Source organism: Streptomyces roseolus, assembly GCF_014649855.1.
Classification (GTDB): Bacteria; Actinomycetota; Actinomycetes; order Streptomycetales; family Streptomycetaceae; genus Streptomyces; species Streptomyces roseolus.
The window spans coordinates 309,432-327,818 of sequence record NZ_BMTV01000001.1 but is presented as its reverse complement, the minus strand read 5'-3'; the positions used below and the strand labels follow the sequence as shown (position 1 = coordinate 327,818).

Sequence of the window (18,387 nt, the reverse complement as noted above, 5' to 3'; positions counted from 1 at the left end):
CGGCGAGGGGGCCGGGACGCTCAGCCGTAGCGCCTCGGGGTCCAGGTGATCGTGCGGCCGTCGCCGCGTTCGACGGCGCGGGTCTGGGAGGAGCCGATCAGGAGGAGGGTGCGCATGTCGACCTCGGAGGGGTCCAGGGTCTTCAGGGTGAGGACGCGGACGGACTGCTCCGGGCCGCCGACGTCGCGGGCGACGACCACGGGGGTGTCGGGGGAGCGGAGTTCCAGGAGGAGGTCGCGGGCGGCGGCCACCTGGTGGGTGCGGGACTTGGAGCCGGGGTTGTAGAGGGCGATGACCAGGTCGGCCTCCGCCGCCGCGCGCAGGCGGGTCGCGATGACGTCCCAGGGCTTGAGGCGGTCCGAGAGGGAGATCGTCGCGTAGTCGTGGCCGAGGGGGGCGCCGGCCGCCGCGGCGGCGGCGTTGGCGGCGGTCACCCCGGGCAGCACCCGTACGGGCACGTCCGCGTACGCCGGCTCGCTGGCGACCTCCAGGACGGCCGTCGCCATGGCGAAGACGCCGGGGTCGCCGCCGGAGACGACCGCGACCTTGTGGCCGCGGCGGGCCAGGTCCAGGGCGAACTCGGCCCGCTCCGACTCGACCTTGTTGTCGGAGCCGTGCCGGATCTGGCCGGGGCGCAGGGCCGGGACCCGGTCGAGGTAGGTGGTGTAGCCGACGAGCACGTCGGCGTTGACGAGCGCGCCGCGCGACTCGGGCGTCAGCCAGGGGGCCCCGGCCGGGCCGGTGCCGACGACGGTGACCTCGCCCGTCTCCCGCACGGGGTTGGCCCGGTCGATGCGGGAGGGCAGCACGGCGACGGAGAAGTACGGGACCGTCGACGGGTCCACGTCCGCCAGGTGCTCCGTCCGCTCGCCCGCCATGAACGCCCGCTCCACGTAGCGCGCGTCCTCCAGGCGGCCCGCCCGCTCCAGGGCGCGCCGCACGGCGGGGAAGGTGCGGCCGAGCTTCATCACGACCGCCGAGTCGGTGCCCGCGAGGCGGGCCGTCAGCTCGTCCTCCGGCAGGGTGCCGGGGATGATCGTGAGGACCTCCTCGGCCTCGCACAGCGGCTCGCCGAGCCGGGCGGCGGCGGCGCTGACGGAGGTGACGCCGGGGATGACGGTGGTGTCGTACCGGTCCGCGAGCCGCTTGTGCATGTGCTGGTAGGAGCCGTAGAACAGCGGGTCGCCCTCGGCGAGGACGGCGACCGTGCGGCCCGCGTCGAGGTGGGCGGCGAGCCGGGCCGCGGCCTCCTCGTAGAAGTCGTCGAGGGCGCCCCGGTAGCCGCCGGGGTGGTCGGTGGTCTCCACGGTGAGCGGATACATCAGCCGCTCCTCGACGTGGTCCTCGCGGATGTGCGCGGCGGCGATGGAGCGCGCTATCGAACGGCCGTGGCGGGCCGAGTGGTAGGCGACGACGTCGGCCTCGGCGATCGCCCGCACGGCGGCGAGGGTGAGCAGCTCCGGGTCGCCGGGACCCAGGCCGACGCCGTACAGCTTGCCGGTCACGGTGCTCATGCCTGGATCTCCGGTTCGTGCGCGAGGGCGTTGAGGGCGGCGGCGGTCATCGCGCTGCCGCCGCGCCGGCCGCGGACCACCAGGTAGTCGAGGCCGAGCTCGTTGGCGGCGAGGGCGTCCTTGGACTCGGCGGCGCCGATGAAGCCGACGGGGATGCCGAGGACGGCGGCCGGCTTCGGCGCGCCCTTCGCGATCATCTCCAGGAGGTGGAAGAGGGCGGTGGGGGCGTTGCCGATGGCGACGACGGAACCTTCGAGGCGGTCCCGCCACAGTTCGAGGGCGGCGGCGGAGCGGGTGGTGCCCAGTTCGGCGGCGAGGGCGGGCACGGCCGGGTCGGAGAGCGCGCACAGCACGTCGTTGTCGGCGGGCAGCCGCTTGCGGGTGACGCCGGAGGCGACCATCTGCGCGTCGCAGAGGATGGGGGCGCCGGCCCGGAGGGCGGCGCGGGCGCTCGCGACGACCCCGGGGGAGTACGCGATGTCCCGGACGAGGTCCGTCATGCCGCAGGCGTGGATCATGCGGACGGCGACCGTGGCGAGGTCGCCGGGCAGCCCGCCGAGGTCGGCCTCGGCGCGGATCGTGGCGAAGGAGCGGCGGTAGATCTCGGCGCCGTCCTTCTCGTACTCGTACATCCTCAGCTCTCCATCGGTTTCGTACGGGCCGCCGCGACGGCCTCGGCCAGGGCGGTACGGGGGACGGGGACGCCGTCCAGCAGATACGTGTCGGGGTCGAGGGCGGTGACCTCGATCCGGGTGCCGTGCGGATGCCCGCAGCGGCGCTCGCAGCCGGAGTAGTGCACGGGCAGCGGCCCGCCGGGCGCGCGCGCCGCGTCCGCCCGCACGTCGGCGAGGGACTTGGCGCAGCCGGGTGTGCCGGTGCAGGCGGTGACGCCGGTGCGGGCGTCGGCCGGGTCGGTGACCAGGCCGTGCGCGGCGAGCGCGGGGAGCCGGTCCGCGGACGGGCCCACCACGACGGCCCCGCGCCACGGGGTGAGCCGCACCTCGTCCGCGCCCTCGGCGAGCGCCCGCAGCCGGGCGGCGGTCAGCCGGCCGAGGGGGGCGAGGACGTGCAGGGCGTGGTCGCCGAGCGGGCCGGGTGCGGGCGGCGGCGGTGCCGGGGGAGGGGAGAAGGAGGGTACGGGCTCCGCGGTGACCGCCGCACGGGACAGGGCACCGGCCCAGTCCGGACGCTGCCCGGCCGGGAGCTCGCGCGGCCGCCAGGCCCCGGTCCCGGCGGCCTCGGCGGCGTCCAGGAAGGCGAGGGCGCAGGCGAGGGCGGCGCGGACGACGGTGGCGGTGGTTCCGGCGGCCGTTCCGGCCGGGGTTCCGGCGGTGGCGGTGGCGGTGCCGGGCTCGGCCGGGGCCCCGGCGTCGGCGGCGTCGGTTCCGGCGGGGGGCCCGTCGGCGGCGGTTCCGGGACCGGGGGCCGCCAGGCGGAAGGTTTCCGTGCCCGCCGTCAGGAGGGCGGCACCGTCCGGCGCTGCGATCAAGGTCACATCGCCGCCGAGGCCGGCGACGTCGCCGCGGCCGTCGTCGAGGGCGAAGAGGAAGCGGCCGGAGAGGGCCGCCGCGCGGGGCTCCGCGCAGAGCGCGGCGTCCAGGGCGCGGGCCCACAACTGCACGTCGGCGTGGCCGAGTCCGTCGAGTCCGGCGGCCGGGGAGGCGACGATGTTCCGGACCCGCTCGTGGGTGGGGGAGGGCAGCAGGCCCGCGTCGGCGAGGAGCGCGGCGAGACCGGCGCCGCAGCCGTCGCGCAGGCCGCGCAGCTCGGCGTTGCCGCGCGAGGTGACGGAGAGGCTGCCGTCGCCCGTCTCCTCCGCCGCGTCGGCCAGGATCATGGCCTGACGGGGCGTCAATCTTCCTGCGGGCAGGCGGAGTCGGGCGAGGAGCCCGTCGGCGGCGGCGTGCAGCCGGAGCGCCCCCGGGCACGCGTCGCCACGGTCCCTTATCGGCGCTTCGCCCGGTTCGGGCGGGGTGGTCGGGGTCGGCGGCATGGCGGCGAGCATACCCACGGGGAACCGGGCGGCCACCGAGTGTGATCCGGCCGACTCCCCGGCCCCCTCCGGCCCGCCGACGGCACGCCTTACTATGCAGATCGGCATGGGGTCCCAGGGCCCCGGGGAGGAAGCCCGGTGAGAATCCGGCGCGGTCCCGCCACTGTGAGCCCGTACCGGCGACGGCACGGGTGAGTCAGGAACTCCCGCCGTCCATCGACCACCCGGGGCGCGGACAACCCCGAGGAAGGCCCGAGCCCCGCCATGCTCCTGCTGCTGTCGCACTCCGACACCGACCTGCTCAGCGCCCGCGCGGCCGGGGGGCCGGTGGAGTACCGCTTCGCCAACCCCTCCCGCCTTCCGATGGCCGACCTCCCGGGCCTCCTCGACGGCGCCGAGCTCGTCGTCGTCCGCCTCCTCGGCGGCGTCCGCTCCTGGCAGGAGGGCCTCGACGCGGTCCTCGCCACCGGGAAGCCGGTCGTCGTCCTCAGCGGCGAACAGGCCCCCGACGCCCAGCTGATGGCCGCCTCCACCGTGCCGATCGGCGTCGCCACCGAGGCGCACGCCTACCTCGCGCACGGCGGCCCGGGCAACCTGGAGCAGCTGGCCCGCTTCCTCTCCGACACCGTCCTCCTCACCGGCCACGGCTTCGAGGCCCCGGCCGCCGCCCCCACCTGGGGGCCGCTGGAGCGCACCGCCCGCGTCACCGAGGGCCCGACGGTCGCCGTGCTCTACTACCGCGCCCACCACATGAGCGGGAACACCGCCTTCGTCGACGCCCTCTGCGACGCGATCGAGGACGCCGGGGCCCGCGCCCTCCCGCTGTACGTGGCCTCGCTGCGCGCCCCCGAGGAGGAGCTGCTCGCCGAGCTCCGCGGGGCGGACGCCGTCGTCACCACCGTCCTCGCCGCCGGCGGCACCAAGCCGGCCGCCGCGCAGGCCGGCGGAGACGAGGAGGCCTGGGACGCGGGCGCGCTCGCCGCGCTCGACGTGCCCGTCCTCCAGGCGCTGTGCCTGACCGGCTCGCGGGCGAACTGGGAGGAGAACGACGAGGGCCTGTCGCCGCTGGACGCGGCCAGCCAGGTCGCCGTCCCCGAGTTCGACGGCCGGCTCATCACCGTCCCGTTCTCCTTCAAGGAGATCGACGCCGACGGCCTGCCCGCGTACGTCGCCGACGCCGAGCGCGCCGCCCGCGTCGCCGGCATCGCCGTCCGCCACGCCCGCCTCCGGCACATCCCGAACGCCGAGAAGAAGCTGGCGCTCGTCCTCTCCGCGTACCCGACCAAGCACTCCCGCATCGGCAACGCCGTCGGCCTCGCCACCCCCGCCTCCGCCGTCGCGCTGCTGCGCCGGCTGATCGAGGAGGGGTACGACTTCGGGCCCGAGGCCGACCTCCCGGGCCTGGTCTCCGGCGACGGCGACGAGCTGATCCACGCCCTCATCGAGGCCGGCGGCCACGACCAGGACTGGCTCACCGAGGAGCAGCTGGCGAAGAACCCGGTCCGCATCCCGGCCGCCGACTACAAGCGCTGGTACGCCGAACTCCCGGCCGAGCTGCGCGAGCGGGTCGAGGAGCACTGGGGGCCCGCGCCCGGCGAGATGTTCCTCGACCGGTCCCGGAACCCGGAGGGCGACATCGTCCTCGCCGCCCTGCGGCGCGGGAACCTCCTGATCCTCATCCAGCCGCCGCGCGGCTTCGGCGAGAACCCGATCGCGATCTACCACGACCCGGACCTGCCGCCCTCGCACCACTACCTGGCCGCCTACCGCTGGATCGCGGCGCGCGCGGAGGACGGCGGCTTCGGCGCCGACGCGATGGTGCACCTCGGCAAGCACGGCAACCTGGAGTGGCTGCCGGGCAAGAACGCCGGTCTGTCCGCCGCCTGCGGCCCCGACGCGGCCCTCGGCGACCTGCCGCTGGTCTACCCGTTCCTCGTCAACGACCCGGGCGAGGGCACCCAGGCCAAGCGCCGCGTCCACGCCACCCTCGTCGACCACCTCGTGCCGCCGATGGCCCGCGCCGACTCGTACGGCGACATCGCGCGCCTGGAGCAGCTCCTCGACGAGTACGCGCAGATCTCCTCCATGGACCCGGCGAAGCTCCCGGCGATCCGCGCCCAGATCTGGACGCTGATCCAGGCCGCCAGGCTCGACCACGACCTGGGGCTGGAGGAGCGCCCGGAGGACGACGGCTTCGACGACTTCCTGCTGCACGTCGACGGCTGGCTGTGCGAGGTCAAGGACGCGCAGATCCGCGACGGCCTGCACGTCCTCGGCGGCGCGCCCACCGGCCCCGAGCGGGTCAACCTCGTCCTCTCCATCCTCCGCGCCCGCCAGATCTGGGGCGGCACGCAGGCCCTGCCCGGCCTGCGGGAGGCGCTCGGCCTGGACGAGTCGGCCGCGACCCGCACGACCGCCGACGAGGCGGAGGCGAAGGCCCGCGAGCTGGTCGAGGCGATGGAGGCCGCCGACTGGGCGGTGGACGCGGTCCCGGCGGTGGCCGCCGCGTACGGCTCCGAGGTCCACGACGTGCTCCGCTTCGCCTGCGAGCAGGTCGTGCCGCGCCTCGCCGCCACCACCGACGAGCTGACGCACGCCGTGCACGCCCTGAACGGCGGCTTCGTGCCCGCCGGCCCGTCCGGCTCGCCGCTGCGCGGCCTCGTCAACGTGCTGCCGACCGGCCGGAACTTCTACTCCGTCGACCCGAAGGCCGTGCCGTCCCGGCTCGCCTGGGAGACCGGCCAGGCGCTCGCCGACTCGCTGCTGACCCGCTACCGCGAGGACAACGGCGAGTGGCCGACCTCGGTGGGCCTCTCCCTGTGGGGGACGAGCGCGATGCGCACCGCCGGCGACGACGTCGCCGAGGCGCTGGCCCTGCTGGGCGTCCGCCCGCTGTGGGACGAGGCCTCGCGCCGCGTCAACGGCCTGGAGCCGATCCCCCTGGAGGAGCTGGGCCGCCCCCGCGTCGACGTCACGCTGCGCATCTCCGGCTTCTTCCGGGACGCGTTCCCGCACGTCATCGGCCTCCTCGACGACGCCGTCCGGCTGGTCGCGGGCCTGGACGAGCCGGCCTCGGACAACTACGTCCGAGCCCACGCCCAGGCCGACCTCGCCGAGCACGGCGACGAGCGCCGCGCCACCACCCGCATCTTCGGCTCCCGGCCCGGCACGTACGGCGCGGGCATCCTCCAGCTGATCGACTCGCGGGACTGGCGCACCGACGCCGACCTCGCCGAGGTGTACACGGTGTGGGGCGGGTACGCGTACGGGCGCGGGCTCGAGGGCCGGCCGGCGCGCGCCGAGATGGAGACCGCGTACAAGCGGATCGCGGTCGCGGCGAAGAACACCGACACCCGCGAGCACGACATCGCCGACTCGGACGACTACTTCCAGTACCACGGCGGCATGGTGGCGACCGTCCGCGCGCTGCGGGGCACCGCCCCCGAGGCGTACATCGGCGACTCGACCCGCCCGGAGACCGTCCGCACCCGGACGCTCGTCGAGGAGACCTCCCGGGTCTTCCGGGCGCGGGTGGTGAACCCGCGCTGGATCGAGGCGATGCGCCGCCACGGCTACAAGGGCGCCTTCGAGCTGGCGGCGACCGTCGACTACCTCTTCGGCTACGACGCCACGACCGGTGTCGTCGCCGACTGGATGTACGACAAGCTCACCCAGGAGTACGTCCTCGACGAGACGAACCAGGCCTTCCTCAAGGAGGCCAACCCCTGGGCCCTGCACGGCATCGCCGAGCGCCTCCTGGAGGCGGAGTCGCGGGGCATGTGGGAGAAGCCGGACCCGGAGACGCTGGCCGCGCTGCGCCGGGTCTTCCTGGAGACGGAAGGCGACCTGGAGGGTTCCGCGGACGAGTAGGCCGCGTGTCTAGCTCGTGACGAGGGCGTGGGCCGGGGCCAGTTCGAGGCGCCGGCCCCGGAAGCCCTGCCGCAGCCGGCGGTCGTGGCTGACGATCACCAGCGTGCCCCGGTAGGCCGCGAGCGCGGCCTCGACCTCCTCCACGAGGGCCGGCGCCAGGTGGTTGGTCGGTTCGTCGAGGAGGAGCAGATCGGCCGGGGCGGTCACCAGCCGGGCCAGCTCCAGCTTGCGGCGCCGGCCCGTCGACAGCAGGCGGACCGGGGTCGTCAGATCCCGGGCCGCGAAGAGCCCGAGGGCGAGCAGTTCGTCCTCGCGGCCCTCTCCGAAGGCCTCGCCCACCGTACGGGGGTCGTGGGGCGAGGCCGTGTCCTGGCGGAGCATGCCGACCCGGGCGGGCACGGTCACCGTGCCCGCGTGCGGGGCGATCTCGCCCGCCAGGACCCGGAGGAGGGTGGTCTTCCCCGCGCCGTTGGGGCCGGTGACGAGCAGCCGCTCGCCCGCTTCGAGGTGCAGCGCGCCGAGCCGGAGCCGGCCGTCGACGCGCACCCCGGTCAGGGTGACGGCCGCGCCCTCGCCCGCGGGCTCCGCCCGGAAGCGCAGCGGCTCGGGCGGCGCGGGCACCGGGTGCTCGGTGAGCCGGGCCAGCCGCTCGCGGGCGGCGCGGATCCGGCTCATCGCGCCGTGCGCCCGGGACCGGGCACGGAAGGCGCCCGCCCCGCTGAAGGCGGCGGGGGCCTTGCGCGGGATGGCGGAGAACCGGTCGATGGTGTGGTCGGCGAGGGCCCGGTGGCGGGCCAGTTCCTCCTTCCACTCCTCGTGCTCGCGGATCCGGCGGGCCCGTTCGGCGGCGCGGCCGGCGAGGTAGCCGGCGTAGCCGTCGCCGTAGCGGCGCAGCGTGTGCCGGTCCTCGTCGACCTCCAGGACGGCGGTGGCGACGCGGTCGAGGAAGACGCGGTCGTGGGAGACGGCGACGACGGTGCCCCGGTGGGCGAGCAGCCGCTCCTCCAGCCAGCCCACGGCCGCGTCGTCCAGGTGGTTGGTCGGCTCGTCGAGCAGCAGCAGTTCGGGTTCGGCGGCGAGCACGCCGGCCAGGGCGAGCCGGGCCCGCTGCCCGCCGGAGAGCGTGGCCAGCGGCCGGTCCCGGTCGAGCGGGGCGGTCTCGCCGAGTCGCCGCAGCACGGTCGCCACCCGCCGCTCGGCCCCCGCGCCGCCGCGCGCCTCGTGGGCGGCGAGCAGGGCGGCGTACCGGTCGAGTCCGGCGGGGGTGAGGGCGGCCTCCGCCTCCCGGATCTCCCGCTCCAGCTCGCGGATCTCCGCGAGCGCGTGGTCGACGGCGTCGCCGACGGTCGCGGTCGCGGGGAGGTCGAGGGTCTGGGCGAGATGGCCGAGGCCGCCGGGGGCGTCGACGGCCACGGTGCCGTGGTCGGCGCTTTCGAGGCCGGCGAGGAGCCGGAGCAGGGTGGACTTCCCGGAGCCGTTGTCGCCGACGACGCCGAGGCGTTCGCCGGGACGGACGGTGAGGGAGGCCCGGTCGAGGACGGTCCGGTGGTGGACGTGCCGGTCGTCGTAGCGCTTGGTGACCTCGGTGAGTCGGGCACGGAACAAGGGCGGTCTCCTGCCGTCGGGGAAGCGAGACGCAACGTCTCGCTGACTCGACGGTAAAGGGTCCCGGGGGATTTGACAAGACGGTTCGTCTCGTCTTGTCGGGGGTTCGGGGAAAGGGGTGCGGGGGAGGGGTCAGGCGCTGGCCGCGCGCAGCACCAGCGCGACCGCCGGGAGGACGGCCAGGATGACCGCCGGTGCCACCGCGTAGTCCTTCACGCGGACGTGGGAGACGACCGCGCCGACGAAGTAGAGGACCAGGCCGATCGCCGCCGCCTCGCCGAGCACCGGGACCACCAGCCCCGCGAGGAGACCCAGCGCCCCCGTGAGCTTCGCCGCGGCCAGCCACGGCAGCCATCCGTCCGGTACGCCCGCCTTCCGCATGCTCCCCACGACCGCCGGGTTGCGGGTGAGGGTCGCGACGGCGGAGCCGGTCATGGCGAGGGCGAGCAGGACGGCCAGGACGGCGTAGCCGATGAACATGGGTGCGCTCCAATGATCCGGGGACGGAAACCATTGAAGCGTAACAACGGTTTCTCTCGCTCCACAATGTCGTTGTTGTTACGGTGGACGACATGGCAGCCCTCCCGACCGACCGCCTCGGTTTCCTCCTCTCCTTCCGCGGAGAGCTCACCGGTGCGCGCATCCGCTCCGCCCTGGGCGTCGCCGGGCTGCCCCCGCGCCACGCCATGGCCCTCATGCAGCTCGCCCCCGCGCCCATGAGCCAGCGCGACCTGGCCGCCGCCATGGAGGTCGACCCCAGTCAACTGGTCGCGATCCTGAACGACTTGGAGACGTCCGGCCTCGCCGAGCGCCGCCGCGACCCGGCGGACCGGCGCCGTCACATCGTGGAGATCACCCCGGCCGGCGCGGCCGTCCTGGACCGCGTCGACCAGGCCGTCACCGAGGCCGAGCGCGAACTCTTCGCCGACCTGACCGAGGCCGAACGGGCCCTGCTCCGCAGCCTCCTGGACCGCGTGGTCGTCGACCCGGCCGACCACGACTGCGGCGCGTAGCCGACGCGTCCGAAGGGAAGCGCCGGCCGGCCGATGAGTTCGCCGGCCCCCGGCCGTCTACCCCCGTGAGAGCACCGCACGGAGGAGAGAACGATGGCCGAGACCACCACCCGCACCCTGGAGACCGCCGGCGCGACCCTGCGCTACGACGTCCGCCCCGGCACCGGCGCGGACCCGCGTCCCCTGCTGCTCGTCGGCTCCCCCATGGACGCGACCGGATTCACCACGCTCGCCTCCCACTTCGCCGACCGGACCGTCGTCACCTACGACCCGCGCGGCGTGGGACGCAGCGAGACGGCCGAGGGCGCCCCGACGGAGATCCGGCCGGAGGAGCACGCCGACGACCTGGCGCGGTTGATCGAGGACCTGGCCGCCGGGCCGGTGGAGCTCTTCGCCAGCAGCGGCGGCGCCGTCAACGCGCTGGCCCTGGTGGCCCGCCGCCCCGAGCTCGTGCACACCCTCGTCGCCCACGAGCCGCCCGCCGCCGGGCTCGTCCCCGACGCCGCCGAGGCCCTCGCCGCCTGCGCCGACGTGCGGGCCGTCTACCAGCGGGACGGCTGGGGCGCCGGCATGGCCAAGTTCATCGCCCTCACGAGCCACCAGGGCCCGATCCCGGCCGACTGGGCCGGGCTGCCGGTCCCGCCGGAGACGTACGGCCTGCCCGCCGAGGACGACGGGCGCCGGGACGACCCCCTGCTCGGCAGGAACATGCGCGGCTGCACCTCGTACGTCCCCGACACCGAGGCCCTGAAGGCCGCCGCCGGCACGACCCGGATCGTCGTCGCCGCCGGCGAGGAGTCCCGGCAGGAGCTCGCCGCCCGAGCCGCCGCCGCGCTCGCCGACCGGCTCGGTCTCCCGCTCGCCGTCTTCCCCAGCCACCACGGGGGCTTCCTCGGCGGCGAGTTCGGGCAGCAGGGGGCGCCGGAGGAGTTCGCGAAGGCGCTGCGGACGGTCCTGGAGGGCTGAGACGGGCCCCGGGGGCCCCGGGGCCCCCGGGGGCGTCGGGGTCAGTTCCCGTCGGTCGCCGCCTTCACGGCGGCGGCCGCGTCCACGTTCCCCAGGCCGAGCTTCGGGTCCTGGGACGGGTTCTCCGCCGTGTCGCGGATGGCCTTCATGATCTCGGCCGGGTTCAGTCCCTGCCGGTGCAGGAGCGCGGCCACGGCGGAGACGTACGGCGAGGCCATGGAGGTGCCGGAGAGCTCGCCGTACCCCGTCGTGTTCCTGAGCGTCTCCCTGGCCTTGTACGTCGGCAGGGTCGAGAGGATGTCGACGCCGGGCGCCGCCACCGCGTTCTGCGCGCCGAAGTTGGTGAACTCGGCCGGCCGCCCGTTCCGGTCGGCGGCGTTCACGACGAGGACCGGCGTCGTCAGCCTGTACGGCTGGAGCAGGGTCGCGTCGTTGCCGGCGGCGGCCACCACCACCGCGCCCTTGCCGTTCGCGGCCGAGATCGCGTCGTTGAGGACGCCGCCCTTGAGCAGCCGGGCCATCAGGCCGGACTCGCCGAGGGAGAGGTTGATGACGTCGGCGCCGTGCTGCGCGGCCCAGACGATCCCCTTCGTGATGTTCGCGTCGCTGCCGCTGCCGTCCGCGCCCAGCACCCGCACCGGCATGATCTTCGCCCCGGGCGCGCCGCCCGCGATGCCGATGCCGTTGTCGGTGTGGGCGGCGGCGATGCCCGCGACGTGGGTGCCGTGCCCGTTGAGGTCCTTCGGGTCGGCGTCGCCGTCCACGAAGTCGTAGCCGTCGACGAGCCGCCCCTTGAGGTCGGGGTGACCGGGGTCGACGCCGGTGTCCACGACGGCGATGACCGTGTCGTCGCCCTTGTCCGTGCCCCAGGCGTCCGGGAGCTTGAGCGAGTCGAGCGCCCACTGCCGGCTCCGCAGCGGGTCGGGCTCCTCGTCGCTCCCGCAGGCGGTGGCGAAGGCGGCGGTGAGGACGGCCAGGGCGGTGAGGACGGCGGACCGACGGCGCATGAAGACTCCCCATTCGACGGCCGTGCGACGGCATTTGTTGGTATTTGGGTCATTCAACTACCGGCCGTGCGCCGTCGCATCCGGAAGGAGGCCGGTGCCGTCCCGCTTGAAACCTCGCTTGTTCTAGTAGAGTACGAACAAAGGAGGTCCCCATGACCGACGTCCCGCGCCCCGCCGTCCTCCGCACGCCCCTCCGCGTCCCGCTCCGTCTCCGCCTTCTCACCGCCCTCCCCTTCGTGCTCGCCGCCGCCGCGTACCTGCTGCTCTCCGCCCTCTGGTCCGACCGGCTCCCCGGCCGGCTCGCCACCCACTTCTCCCCCGGCGGGGAGGCCGACGGCTTCACCGGCCGGGGCGCCTTCGCCGCCGTCGGCACCGGGCTGCTGCTCGCCCTCGGCGCCGGCTGGACCGTCTTCGTCCGGCGCAACGCCCTCTGGGGCGCCTGGCTGACCGCCGGCTTCGCCGGCACCCTCCTCTGCCTCGTCGTCCACGACAACCTCGACGCGGCCGACCCCGCCGCCGTCACCTCCCCGCTCTCCCACCTCGCCGTCGCGGCCGCCGCCGGCGCCGTCCTCGCCCTCGCGGGCCACGCCCTCTCCCGGCTGGTCCCGCCGGAGGAGCACGACGCCGGCGACGCGGAGCCGGAGCCGGACGCGCCCCGGCTCGACCTCGGCGCCGGGGAGGTCGCCGGCTGGTCCCGGGCCACCGCCTCCGCCCCGCTCACCGTCCTCGGCCTGCTCTTCCTCGCCGCCGGCGCCGTCGCCGCCCTCCTCGGCCCGTGGCCGCTGCTCCTCGTCGCGCTCGCCGTCGGCGTGCCCGGGCTCGCCCTCGCCCGGGTCCGCGTCAACGTCGACCGGCACGGCCTCACCGTCCGCTCCACGCTCACCCCCCGGCCCCGCGTCCACGTGCCGCTCGCCGACATCGCCGCCGCCGACACCCGCGACGTCGACGCGCTGCGCGAGTTCGGCGGCTGGGGATACCGGGTCCGCGCCCACCGCTCCGGCGTGGTCCTGCGCTCCGGCGAGGCCCTGGTGGTCCGGCGCGGGAACGGCCGCGAGTTCGCCGTCACCGTGCCCGACGCCCGGACCGCCGCCGCCCTCCTCAACACCCTCGTCGCACGACGTGGAAGGCTCTGACCGTGCTCTTCCGCGTCGACCCCGCCTCCGCCGTCCCGCTCGGCGACCAGATCGCCGGCTGCGTCCGCGGCGCCCTCGCCGACGGCACCGCCGCCCCCGGCGAACGGCTCCCCGCCGCCCGCGAACTCGCCGACTCCCTCGGCGTCAACGTCCACACCGTCCTGCGCGGCTACCAGCGGCTCCGCGAGGAGGGCCTCATCGAGCTCCGCCGGGGCCGCGGCGCCCTCATCGTCCCCGGCGCCGCCGCCCCCGACCGCGCCCGGCTCGTCACCCGGCTCCGCGAGGCCGCCGCCGAGGCCCGCGAACTCGGCCTCACCGAAGAGGAGTTCCTCGACCTGGCGCGCACCAGCATGGGCTGACCCGCCGCACGGCCACGAGCCGCCCCGGCCCGGCCCCCCCGTACGGCTCACCCGTTCGGGCCCGCCCGGGGAGCCGTCACCGGGACCCGCCCCCAGGGTGGCCCCATGGGAACACCGGCCGGCGCGAGCGGCGACGACGAACTCACCAGGCTGCGGGCCCGGGTGGCGGCCCTGGAGGACGGCGCCGCCCAGGACCGGCCGCGGCGCGAGCACCACCGCCTGCGTTCCCTCTTCTCCGGGCTCCTCGTGGTCATCGGCTGCGTGCTGGTGCCGCTCGGCCTGGTCGCCGCCTGGACCGCCGACCTCCTCGGCGACACCGACCGCTACGTGCAGACGGTGAAGCCGCTCGCCTCCGACCCCGACGTGCGGGCGGCGGTCGCGAACCGGGCCACCGACGCCGTCATGGACCACATCGACCTGCCGACGCTCCTGGAGGACGTCGCCCCCGACCAGCGGCCCCTGGTGGAGAAGGCGCTGGGGAAGCTCGGCGGCTCGCTGGAGGGCGCGCTCACGAGCTTCGTCCACGACCGGGCCCAGGACGTCGTCGACTCCCCGGCCTTCGAGACCGTCTGGACCGACGCCAACCGCGCGGTCCACACCTCCCTCGACCGGGCCCTGACGGGCGACCAGGACGGGGCGGTGAAGATCGAGACGGACGCGGTGACGATCGACCTCGCGCCCGTCGTCGAACGCGTCAAGGAACGCCTCGTCGACTCCGGCCTCACCGCTGCCGGGAAGATCCCCGAGGTGCACACCGACTTCACGGTGCTGCGCTCCGACGACATCGGGAAGGCCAGGACCGGCTTCGCGCTGCTCCAGGCCCTCGGCGTGTGGCTGCCGGTGATCGCCGTTCTGTGCGTGGCCGGCGGGGTGCTGCTCGCGGTCCGCAGGCGCCGGGCGCTGGTCGCCGCGGCCCTCGGCTTCGCCGTGGCGGCCGTCGTCCTCGGGATCGCGCTCACCGTCTTCCGCACGGTCTACCTGAACGCGCTGCCCGCCTCCGTCTCCCCGGCCGCCGCCGGCTCCGTCTACGACACCCTGATCCGCTTCCTGCGCACCTCGGTCCGGGTGTGCGCGGTCCTCGGTGTGCTCGTCGCCCTCGCCGCCTGGCTGTCGGGGCCGGGCCGCCCGGCCGTCCTGGCGCGCGGCCTGTGGCGCTCGGGCATCACGGCGACCCGCTCGACGGCCGACCGGGCGGGCATGCGGCTCGGCCCGGTCGGGGGCTTCGTCCGCCGCTTCCGCACCTGGATCGTGTGGATCCTGGTCGCCGGCGCGGCCCTCGCCTTCGTCCTGTGGCCGCACCCGACGGGCTGGGTCGTGATCGGCCTGGCGCTCGCGCTGCTCCTCGCGCTGGCGGTGACGGACTTCCTGGCGGGCGGGGACGAGGAACGCGCGACCCCTTAGGCCGTTCCCCCATCCGGCGGAGACGGTCCAGGCGCCCCGACACGGTCAGGAACGGAGAAGCGCGCACCGATCCGGCCAACTACCTTCGGTTCCATGGACATCACCATCCACACCACCGCCCTCCCGCACGAGGACCCCGAGGCGTCCGTCGCCTTCTTCCGCGATGTCCTCGGCTTCGAGGTCCGCAGCGACGTCGGCCAGGGGAAGATGCGCTGGATCACCGTCGGCCCCGCCGGACAGCCCGGCACCTCGATCCTCCTCGCGCCGCCGGCCGTCGACCCGGGGATCACGGAGGACGAGCGCCGCACCATCACGGAGATGATGGCGAAGGGCACGTACGGCTGGATCCTCCTCGCCACCCCCGACCTCGACGCCGTCTTCGCGAAGGTCTCCGCCGGCGACGCCGAGATCGTGCAGGAGCCGACCGAGCAGCCGTACGGCATCCGCGACTGCGCCTTCCGCGACCCGGCGGGCAACCTGATCCGCATCCAGGAAACCCGCTGATGTGCCGCCCCGGATGGGCCCGGGCCCGCACGGAGGCGGTACGGCTCCGGGAACGGCAGGACGGCACCCGGTCAGTTTCGGAGAAGCACCGGGAAACGCCGGAACCTAGCCTGGAAACACCGCGGGACGACCACGGACGCGACGGACGCGACGAACGAGGGGACCGGTCATGACCACCAGGACGACGAAGAACGACGGCTTCACCGACGACGAGCGGGCGGCGATGAAGGAGCGGGCGAAGGAGCTGAAGGCCGCCAAGGCCCGCGGCAAGGCCGCCGACGCCGAGGCCGACCTCCTCGCGAAGATCGCCGAGATGACGGGCGACGACCGCGTGCTCGCCGAGGGCGTCCACGCCCTGGTCAAGAAGGTCGCCCCCGAGCTCGCCGCCAAGACCTGGTACGGCATGCCCGCCTACGCCAAGGACGGCAAGGTCGTCCTCTTCTTCCAGAGCGCCGCCAAGTTCAAGGCCCGCTACGCCACCCTCGGCTTCAACGACTCCGCGGCCCTCGACGACGGCGACATGTGGCCCACCGCCTTCGCCCTCACCACCCTCACCCCCGAGGTCGAGGCCCGCATCGAGGCCCTCGTCAAGAGGGCCGCCGCCTGACCCCCGCTCCGCCGGTCACGCCCGCATCCCCGCCCGGTGGTCCGGGTGGCGCGGGGTCCAGCCGAGGTCGCGGGTGGCCTTGGCGTGGGAGACGCGGAGGCGGGTGTCGAGCATGAGGGCGCCCAGATAGGGGACGGCGAGGCGCAGGAGGCGGCCGGGGAGGACGAGGCGGCGGCCGCCGCGGGCCGCCGAGAGTTCGCCCCAGGTGGACGGACGGTCGTCGACGATGTTGTACGCCTCGCCCGCGCGGCCCCGCTCCAGCGCGGCGACGGTCGCCTCGGCCGCGTCCTCGACGTGGATCCACGACATCGTGCCGCCGCCGCCCCTCGGGACCGGGAACGGCCGGGTGCCGGGCGTCGGGTCGAACCAGGTGCCGGGGCCGTAGAAGACGCCGTACCGCAGCGCCGTGCCCGCCACGTGGTCCGCGGCGAACAACCGGCCCTCCGCCTCGACGAGGCCCGTGATCACGTGGTCCGCGACCGTGCCGCCGCGCACCCCGAAGGGGTCGTCCTCGGTGACGGGGCGCTCGCCGTGGTCGCGGTAGCCGTAGCCGAGGACCAGCGACTGGGTGACGAAGCGGCCCGCCCCGAGCACGCCCGCCGCCTCCAGGAGGTGCGCGGTGCCGCGTTCCCGCAGCACGTTGCTGGGGTCGTCCGCGGTGAGCCTCAGCCTGGGCGCCTTGAGCGCGGTCAGCTGGTGGACCACCGCGTCGGCGGACAGGCCGTCGAGCGCCCGCAGCAGCCCCTCCCGGTCGAGCGCGTCGGCCCGCACGGGCGTCGCGCCCAGGGCGCGTACCGCCTGCGCGGAACCGTCCGAGCGGGCGAGGGCCAGCACCTCGTGCCCGTCCCGGACGAGGGCGCGGGTCAGCGGGCGGCCGATGGCGCCGGTGGCACCGGCGAGCAGGATCCTCATGGTCAACCTCCAGGTGGCTACACCCTCATGACCGGACGGTTCCTCGGCGCGTGACAGCCGTGGCGGCCCGAAAGAGTGATCCGGGCCACGCGCTCCGGGGCGTACGGTGGGGCGTCCGTGATCCGTCGCCCGTTCGTCCCGCCCGTGGAAGGCCTGGTGCGCGCATGACCGAGAACAGCACGCCCGGGCCACCGAGACCATGTGCCCCTCCGGCCGACGCCCGCCCCCCCGGGCGCGTCCGGCGCGCCTCCCCGGCACCGGGCAACACCCGGAATCGGACACCGAGATGGCGGTGTCCGGATGGTGGAAGGGCGTGGATTTCTCCGCCAGATCTTCTACGCTCGGGGGAACCCGCAGGTAACTAGGGGTTCGCAACGGGGCGAGCTGGTTCTGATCTGAGTGATCTAGGAGCTGGTTGCATGACTGTCGCGCGGCTGGAACTGATGCACGCCTCCGGGGAGGCTCAGCTGGAGTACGCCGCCTACTCGTACGCGGTGCCCCGGGAACACGTGACGGAGGACGAGCTGGCGCAGATCCTGGACGCCCCCCAGGAGACCGCGCGGGACGTCATCAGGAACCTCCGCGAGCTGCGGCTGCTGCGCAGCGTGGACCCCGAGGGGACCCGCCTGTGCGCGGTTCCCCCGGCCACCGCCGGCGCGCAGCTGCTGATGCCGGCCATCCGCCAACTGCGCGAGAGCCAGCGGGAGATGGGGCAGTCCTTCGCCCGGATCCTGGCGATGATGCCGGCGTACGAGTCCGGGGTGCTGTCGCAGCTGGAGCAGCCGGCCTTCCAGTACCTCTCCGACCTGGCCACCACCCGGCAGGTGATCACCGAGCTCGCGGCGCGCGCCAAGGAGGAGGTGCTCACCGTGCAGCCGGGCGGCAGCCGCCCGCCGGGCAGCATCTCGGAGGCGCACGACCGCACGGTGCGGCTGCTGGGGCGCGGGGTGCGGATGCGCACCCTCTACCAGCACTCGGCCCGGTTCGACGGCACGACCGTCGACTACGTGCGCATGGTGAGCGAGCTGGGCGCCGAGGTGCGGATCGCCAGCGGGGTGGTGTCCCGGCTGCTGATCTTCGACCGCGAGGCGGCGCTGATCAACCTGCCCGGCCTTCCCCACGGCGCGGTGGTGGTCCGGGAGTGCAGCGTCCTGGAGTTCATGACGGAGATCTTCGAGAACACCTGGAACACCGCCGCCGAGTTCCCCCTGCAGCAGCAGCGGGCCCAAGTGGTGGACGCCTCCGAGGAGTTCAAGCAGGCGCTGCTGCGCCTCCTGGTCGAGGGCGACGACGACAAGGTGATCGCCAGGAAGCTGGGCGTGTCCATCCGGACCTGCCAGCGCCACCTGTCGGAGGTCATGACCAGGCTCGGTGCCCGGAACCGGCTGCACGCGGGCTACCTGATCCACAAGCACGGGCTGCTGGACCGGTCGTTCCGGCAGGACGAGCCCGTGGGGGACGGCACCGGACGGCCCTGAGCGGGGCTCCGGGCGGGGGCCCGAG

The 18,387-nt window shown here is 75.1% G+C and carries 16 protein-coding genes and 1 riboswitch; of the genes, 9 read left to right on the top strand and 7 right to left on the bottom strand.

All coding sequences use genetic code 11. The features are described 5' to 3' along the window. Nucleotides 1-20: 20 nt before the first annotated feature. Genes IE245_RS01530 through IE245_RS01520 form a run of 3 tightly spaced genes read right to left on the bottom strand, consistent with a single transcriptional unit; the run spans nt 21 to nt 3,519 of the window. The gene (locus IE245_RS01530; protein WP_189944718.1) at nt 21-1,514 is read right to left on the bottom strand and encodes a precorrin-2 C(20)-methyltransferase; all 1,494 of its coding nucleotides are present in this window, start codon (nt 1,512-1,514) and stop codon (nt 21-23) included. Then, nucleotides 1,511-2,146, bottom strand: a complete 636-nt coding sequence (locus tag IE245_RS01525; RefSeq protein ID WP_189944717.1) for a precorrin-8X methylmutase — start codon at nt 2,144-2,146, stop codon at nt 1,511-1,513. The genes IE245_RS01530 and IE245_RS01525 overlap by 4 nt, the downstream gene beginning before the upstream one ends. 2 nt (nt 2,147-2,148) lie before the next feature. Then, nucleotides 2,149-3,519: a ferredoxin-like domain-containing protein gene (locus tag IE245_RS01520; protein ID WP_189944716.1), complete on the bottom strand. Its 1,371-nt coding sequence runs from the start codon at nt 3,517-3,519 to the stop codon at nt 2,149-2,151. 78 nt (nt 3,520-3,597) lie between these two features. Beyond that, nucleotides 3,598-3,733, top strand: a riboswitch (cobalamin riboswitch). Nucleotides 3,734-3,771: 38 nt separating this feature from the next. On the opposite strand from IE245_RS01520, the gene cobN reads away from it, so the two are divergent. After that, nucleotides 3,772-7,377, top strand: coding sequence for a cobaltochelatase subunit CobN (gene cobN, locus IE245_RS01515; RefSeq protein ID WP_189944715.1), 3,606 nt, complete (start codon nt 3,772-3,774; stop codon nt 7,375-7,377). Between the two features lie 9 nt (nt 7,378-7,386). On the opposite strand, the gene IE245_RS01510 is transcribed toward cobN, so the two are convergent. Continuing rightward, complete coding sequence (locus tag IE245_RS01510; protein ID WP_189944714.1) at nt 7,387-8,982, bottom strand: ABC-F family ATP-binding cassette domain-containing protein; 1,596 nt, start codon at nt 8,980-8,982, stop codon at nt 7,387-7,389. Between the two features lie 132 nt (nt 8,983-9,114). After that, nucleotides 9,115-9,462 (bottom strand): DoxX family protein, encoded by a 348-nt coding sequence (locus IE245_RS01505; RefSeq protein ID WP_189944713.1) that lies wholly within the window; start codon nt 9,460-9,462, stop codon nt 9,115-9,117. Between the two features lie 92 nt (nt 9,463-9,554). Between IE245_RS01505 and IE245_RS01500 the strand changes: the two genes are divergently transcribed. Together IE245_RS01500 and IE245_RS01495 are read left to right on the top strand one after the other, a co-directional pair. Continuing rightward, complete coding sequence (locus tag IE245_RS01500; RefSeq protein ID WP_229851030.1) at nt 9,555-9,995, top strand: MarR family winged helix-turn-helix transcriptional regulator; 441 nt, start codon at nt 9,555-9,557, stop codon at nt 9,993-9,995. A 93-nt stretch (nt 9,996-10,088) separates the two neighbouring features. Then, complete coding sequence (locus IE245_RS01495; protein WP_189944711.1) at nt 10,089-10,961, top strand: alpha/beta fold hydrolase; 873 nt, start codon at nt 10,089-10,091, stop codon at nt 10,959-10,961. A 41-nt stretch (nt 10,962-11,002) separates the two neighbouring features. Here IE245_RS01495 and IE245_RS01490 read toward each other — a convergent pair whose 3' ends face one another. Then, nucleotides 11,003-11,968: a S8 family serine peptidase gene (locus IE245_RS01490; RefSeq protein ID WP_189944710.1), complete on the bottom strand. Its 966-nt coding sequence runs from the start codon at nt 11,966-11,968 to the stop codon at nt 11,003-11,005. A 152-nt stretch (nt 11,969-12,120) separates the two neighbouring features. On the opposite strand from IE245_RS01490, the gene IE245_RS01485 reads away from it, so the two are divergent. The 5 genes from IE245_RS01485 (at nt 12,121) to IE245_RS01465 (ending at nt 15,972) form a co-directional block, all read left to right on the top strand. Further along, on the top strand, nt 12,121-13,101 hold the full coding sequence (locus IE245_RS01485) for a DUF1648 domain-containing protein (RefSeq protein ID WP_189944709.1): 981 nt from the start codon (nt 12,121-12,123) through the stop codon (nt 13,099-13,101). A 2-nt stretch (nt 13,102-13,103) separates the two neighbouring features. Beyond that, entirely contained in the window at nt 13,104-13,460 is a 357-nt protein-coding gene (locus IE245_RS01480) for a GntR family transcriptional regulator (RefSeq protein ID WP_189944708.1), read from the top strand. Nucleotides 13,461-13,565: 105 nt separating this feature from the next. After that, nucleotides 13,566-14,861, top strand: coding sequence for a hypothetical protein (locus tag IE245_RS01475; protein ID WP_189944707.1), 1,296 nt, complete (start codon nt 13,566-13,568; stop codon nt 14,859-14,861). A 93-nt stretch (nt 14,862-14,954) separates the two neighbouring features. Then, nucleotides 14,955-15,365: a VOC family protein gene (locus tag IE245_RS01470; protein WP_189944706.1), complete on the top strand. Its 411-nt coding sequence runs from the start codon at nt 14,955-14,957 to the stop codon at nt 15,363-15,365. A 169-nt stretch (nt 15,366-15,534) separates the two neighbouring features. Continuing rightward, a complete protein-coding gene (locus tag IE245_RS01465) occupies nt 15,535-15,972 on the top strand; it encodes an iron chaperone (RefSeq protein WP_189944705.1) in 438 nt (145 codons plus the stop codon). Between the two features lie 15 nt (nt 15,973-15,987). On the opposite strand, the gene IE245_RS01460 is transcribed toward IE245_RS01465, so the two are convergent. After that, entirely contained in the window at nt 15,988-16,884 is an 897-nt protein-coding gene (locus IE245_RS01460) for an NAD-dependent epimerase/dehydratase family protein (RefSeq protein ID WP_189944704.1), read from the bottom strand. A 419-nt stretch (nt 16,885-17,303) separates the two neighbouring features. Between IE245_RS01460 and IE245_RS01455 the strand changes: the two genes are divergently transcribed. After that, nucleotides 17,304-18,362, top strand: coding sequence for a helix-turn-helix transcriptional regulator (locus IE245_RS01455; protein WP_189944703.1), 1,059 nt, complete (start codon nt 17,304-17,306; stop codon nt 18,360-18,362). The last annotated feature ends 25 nt before the right edge of the window (nt 18,363-18,387 follow it).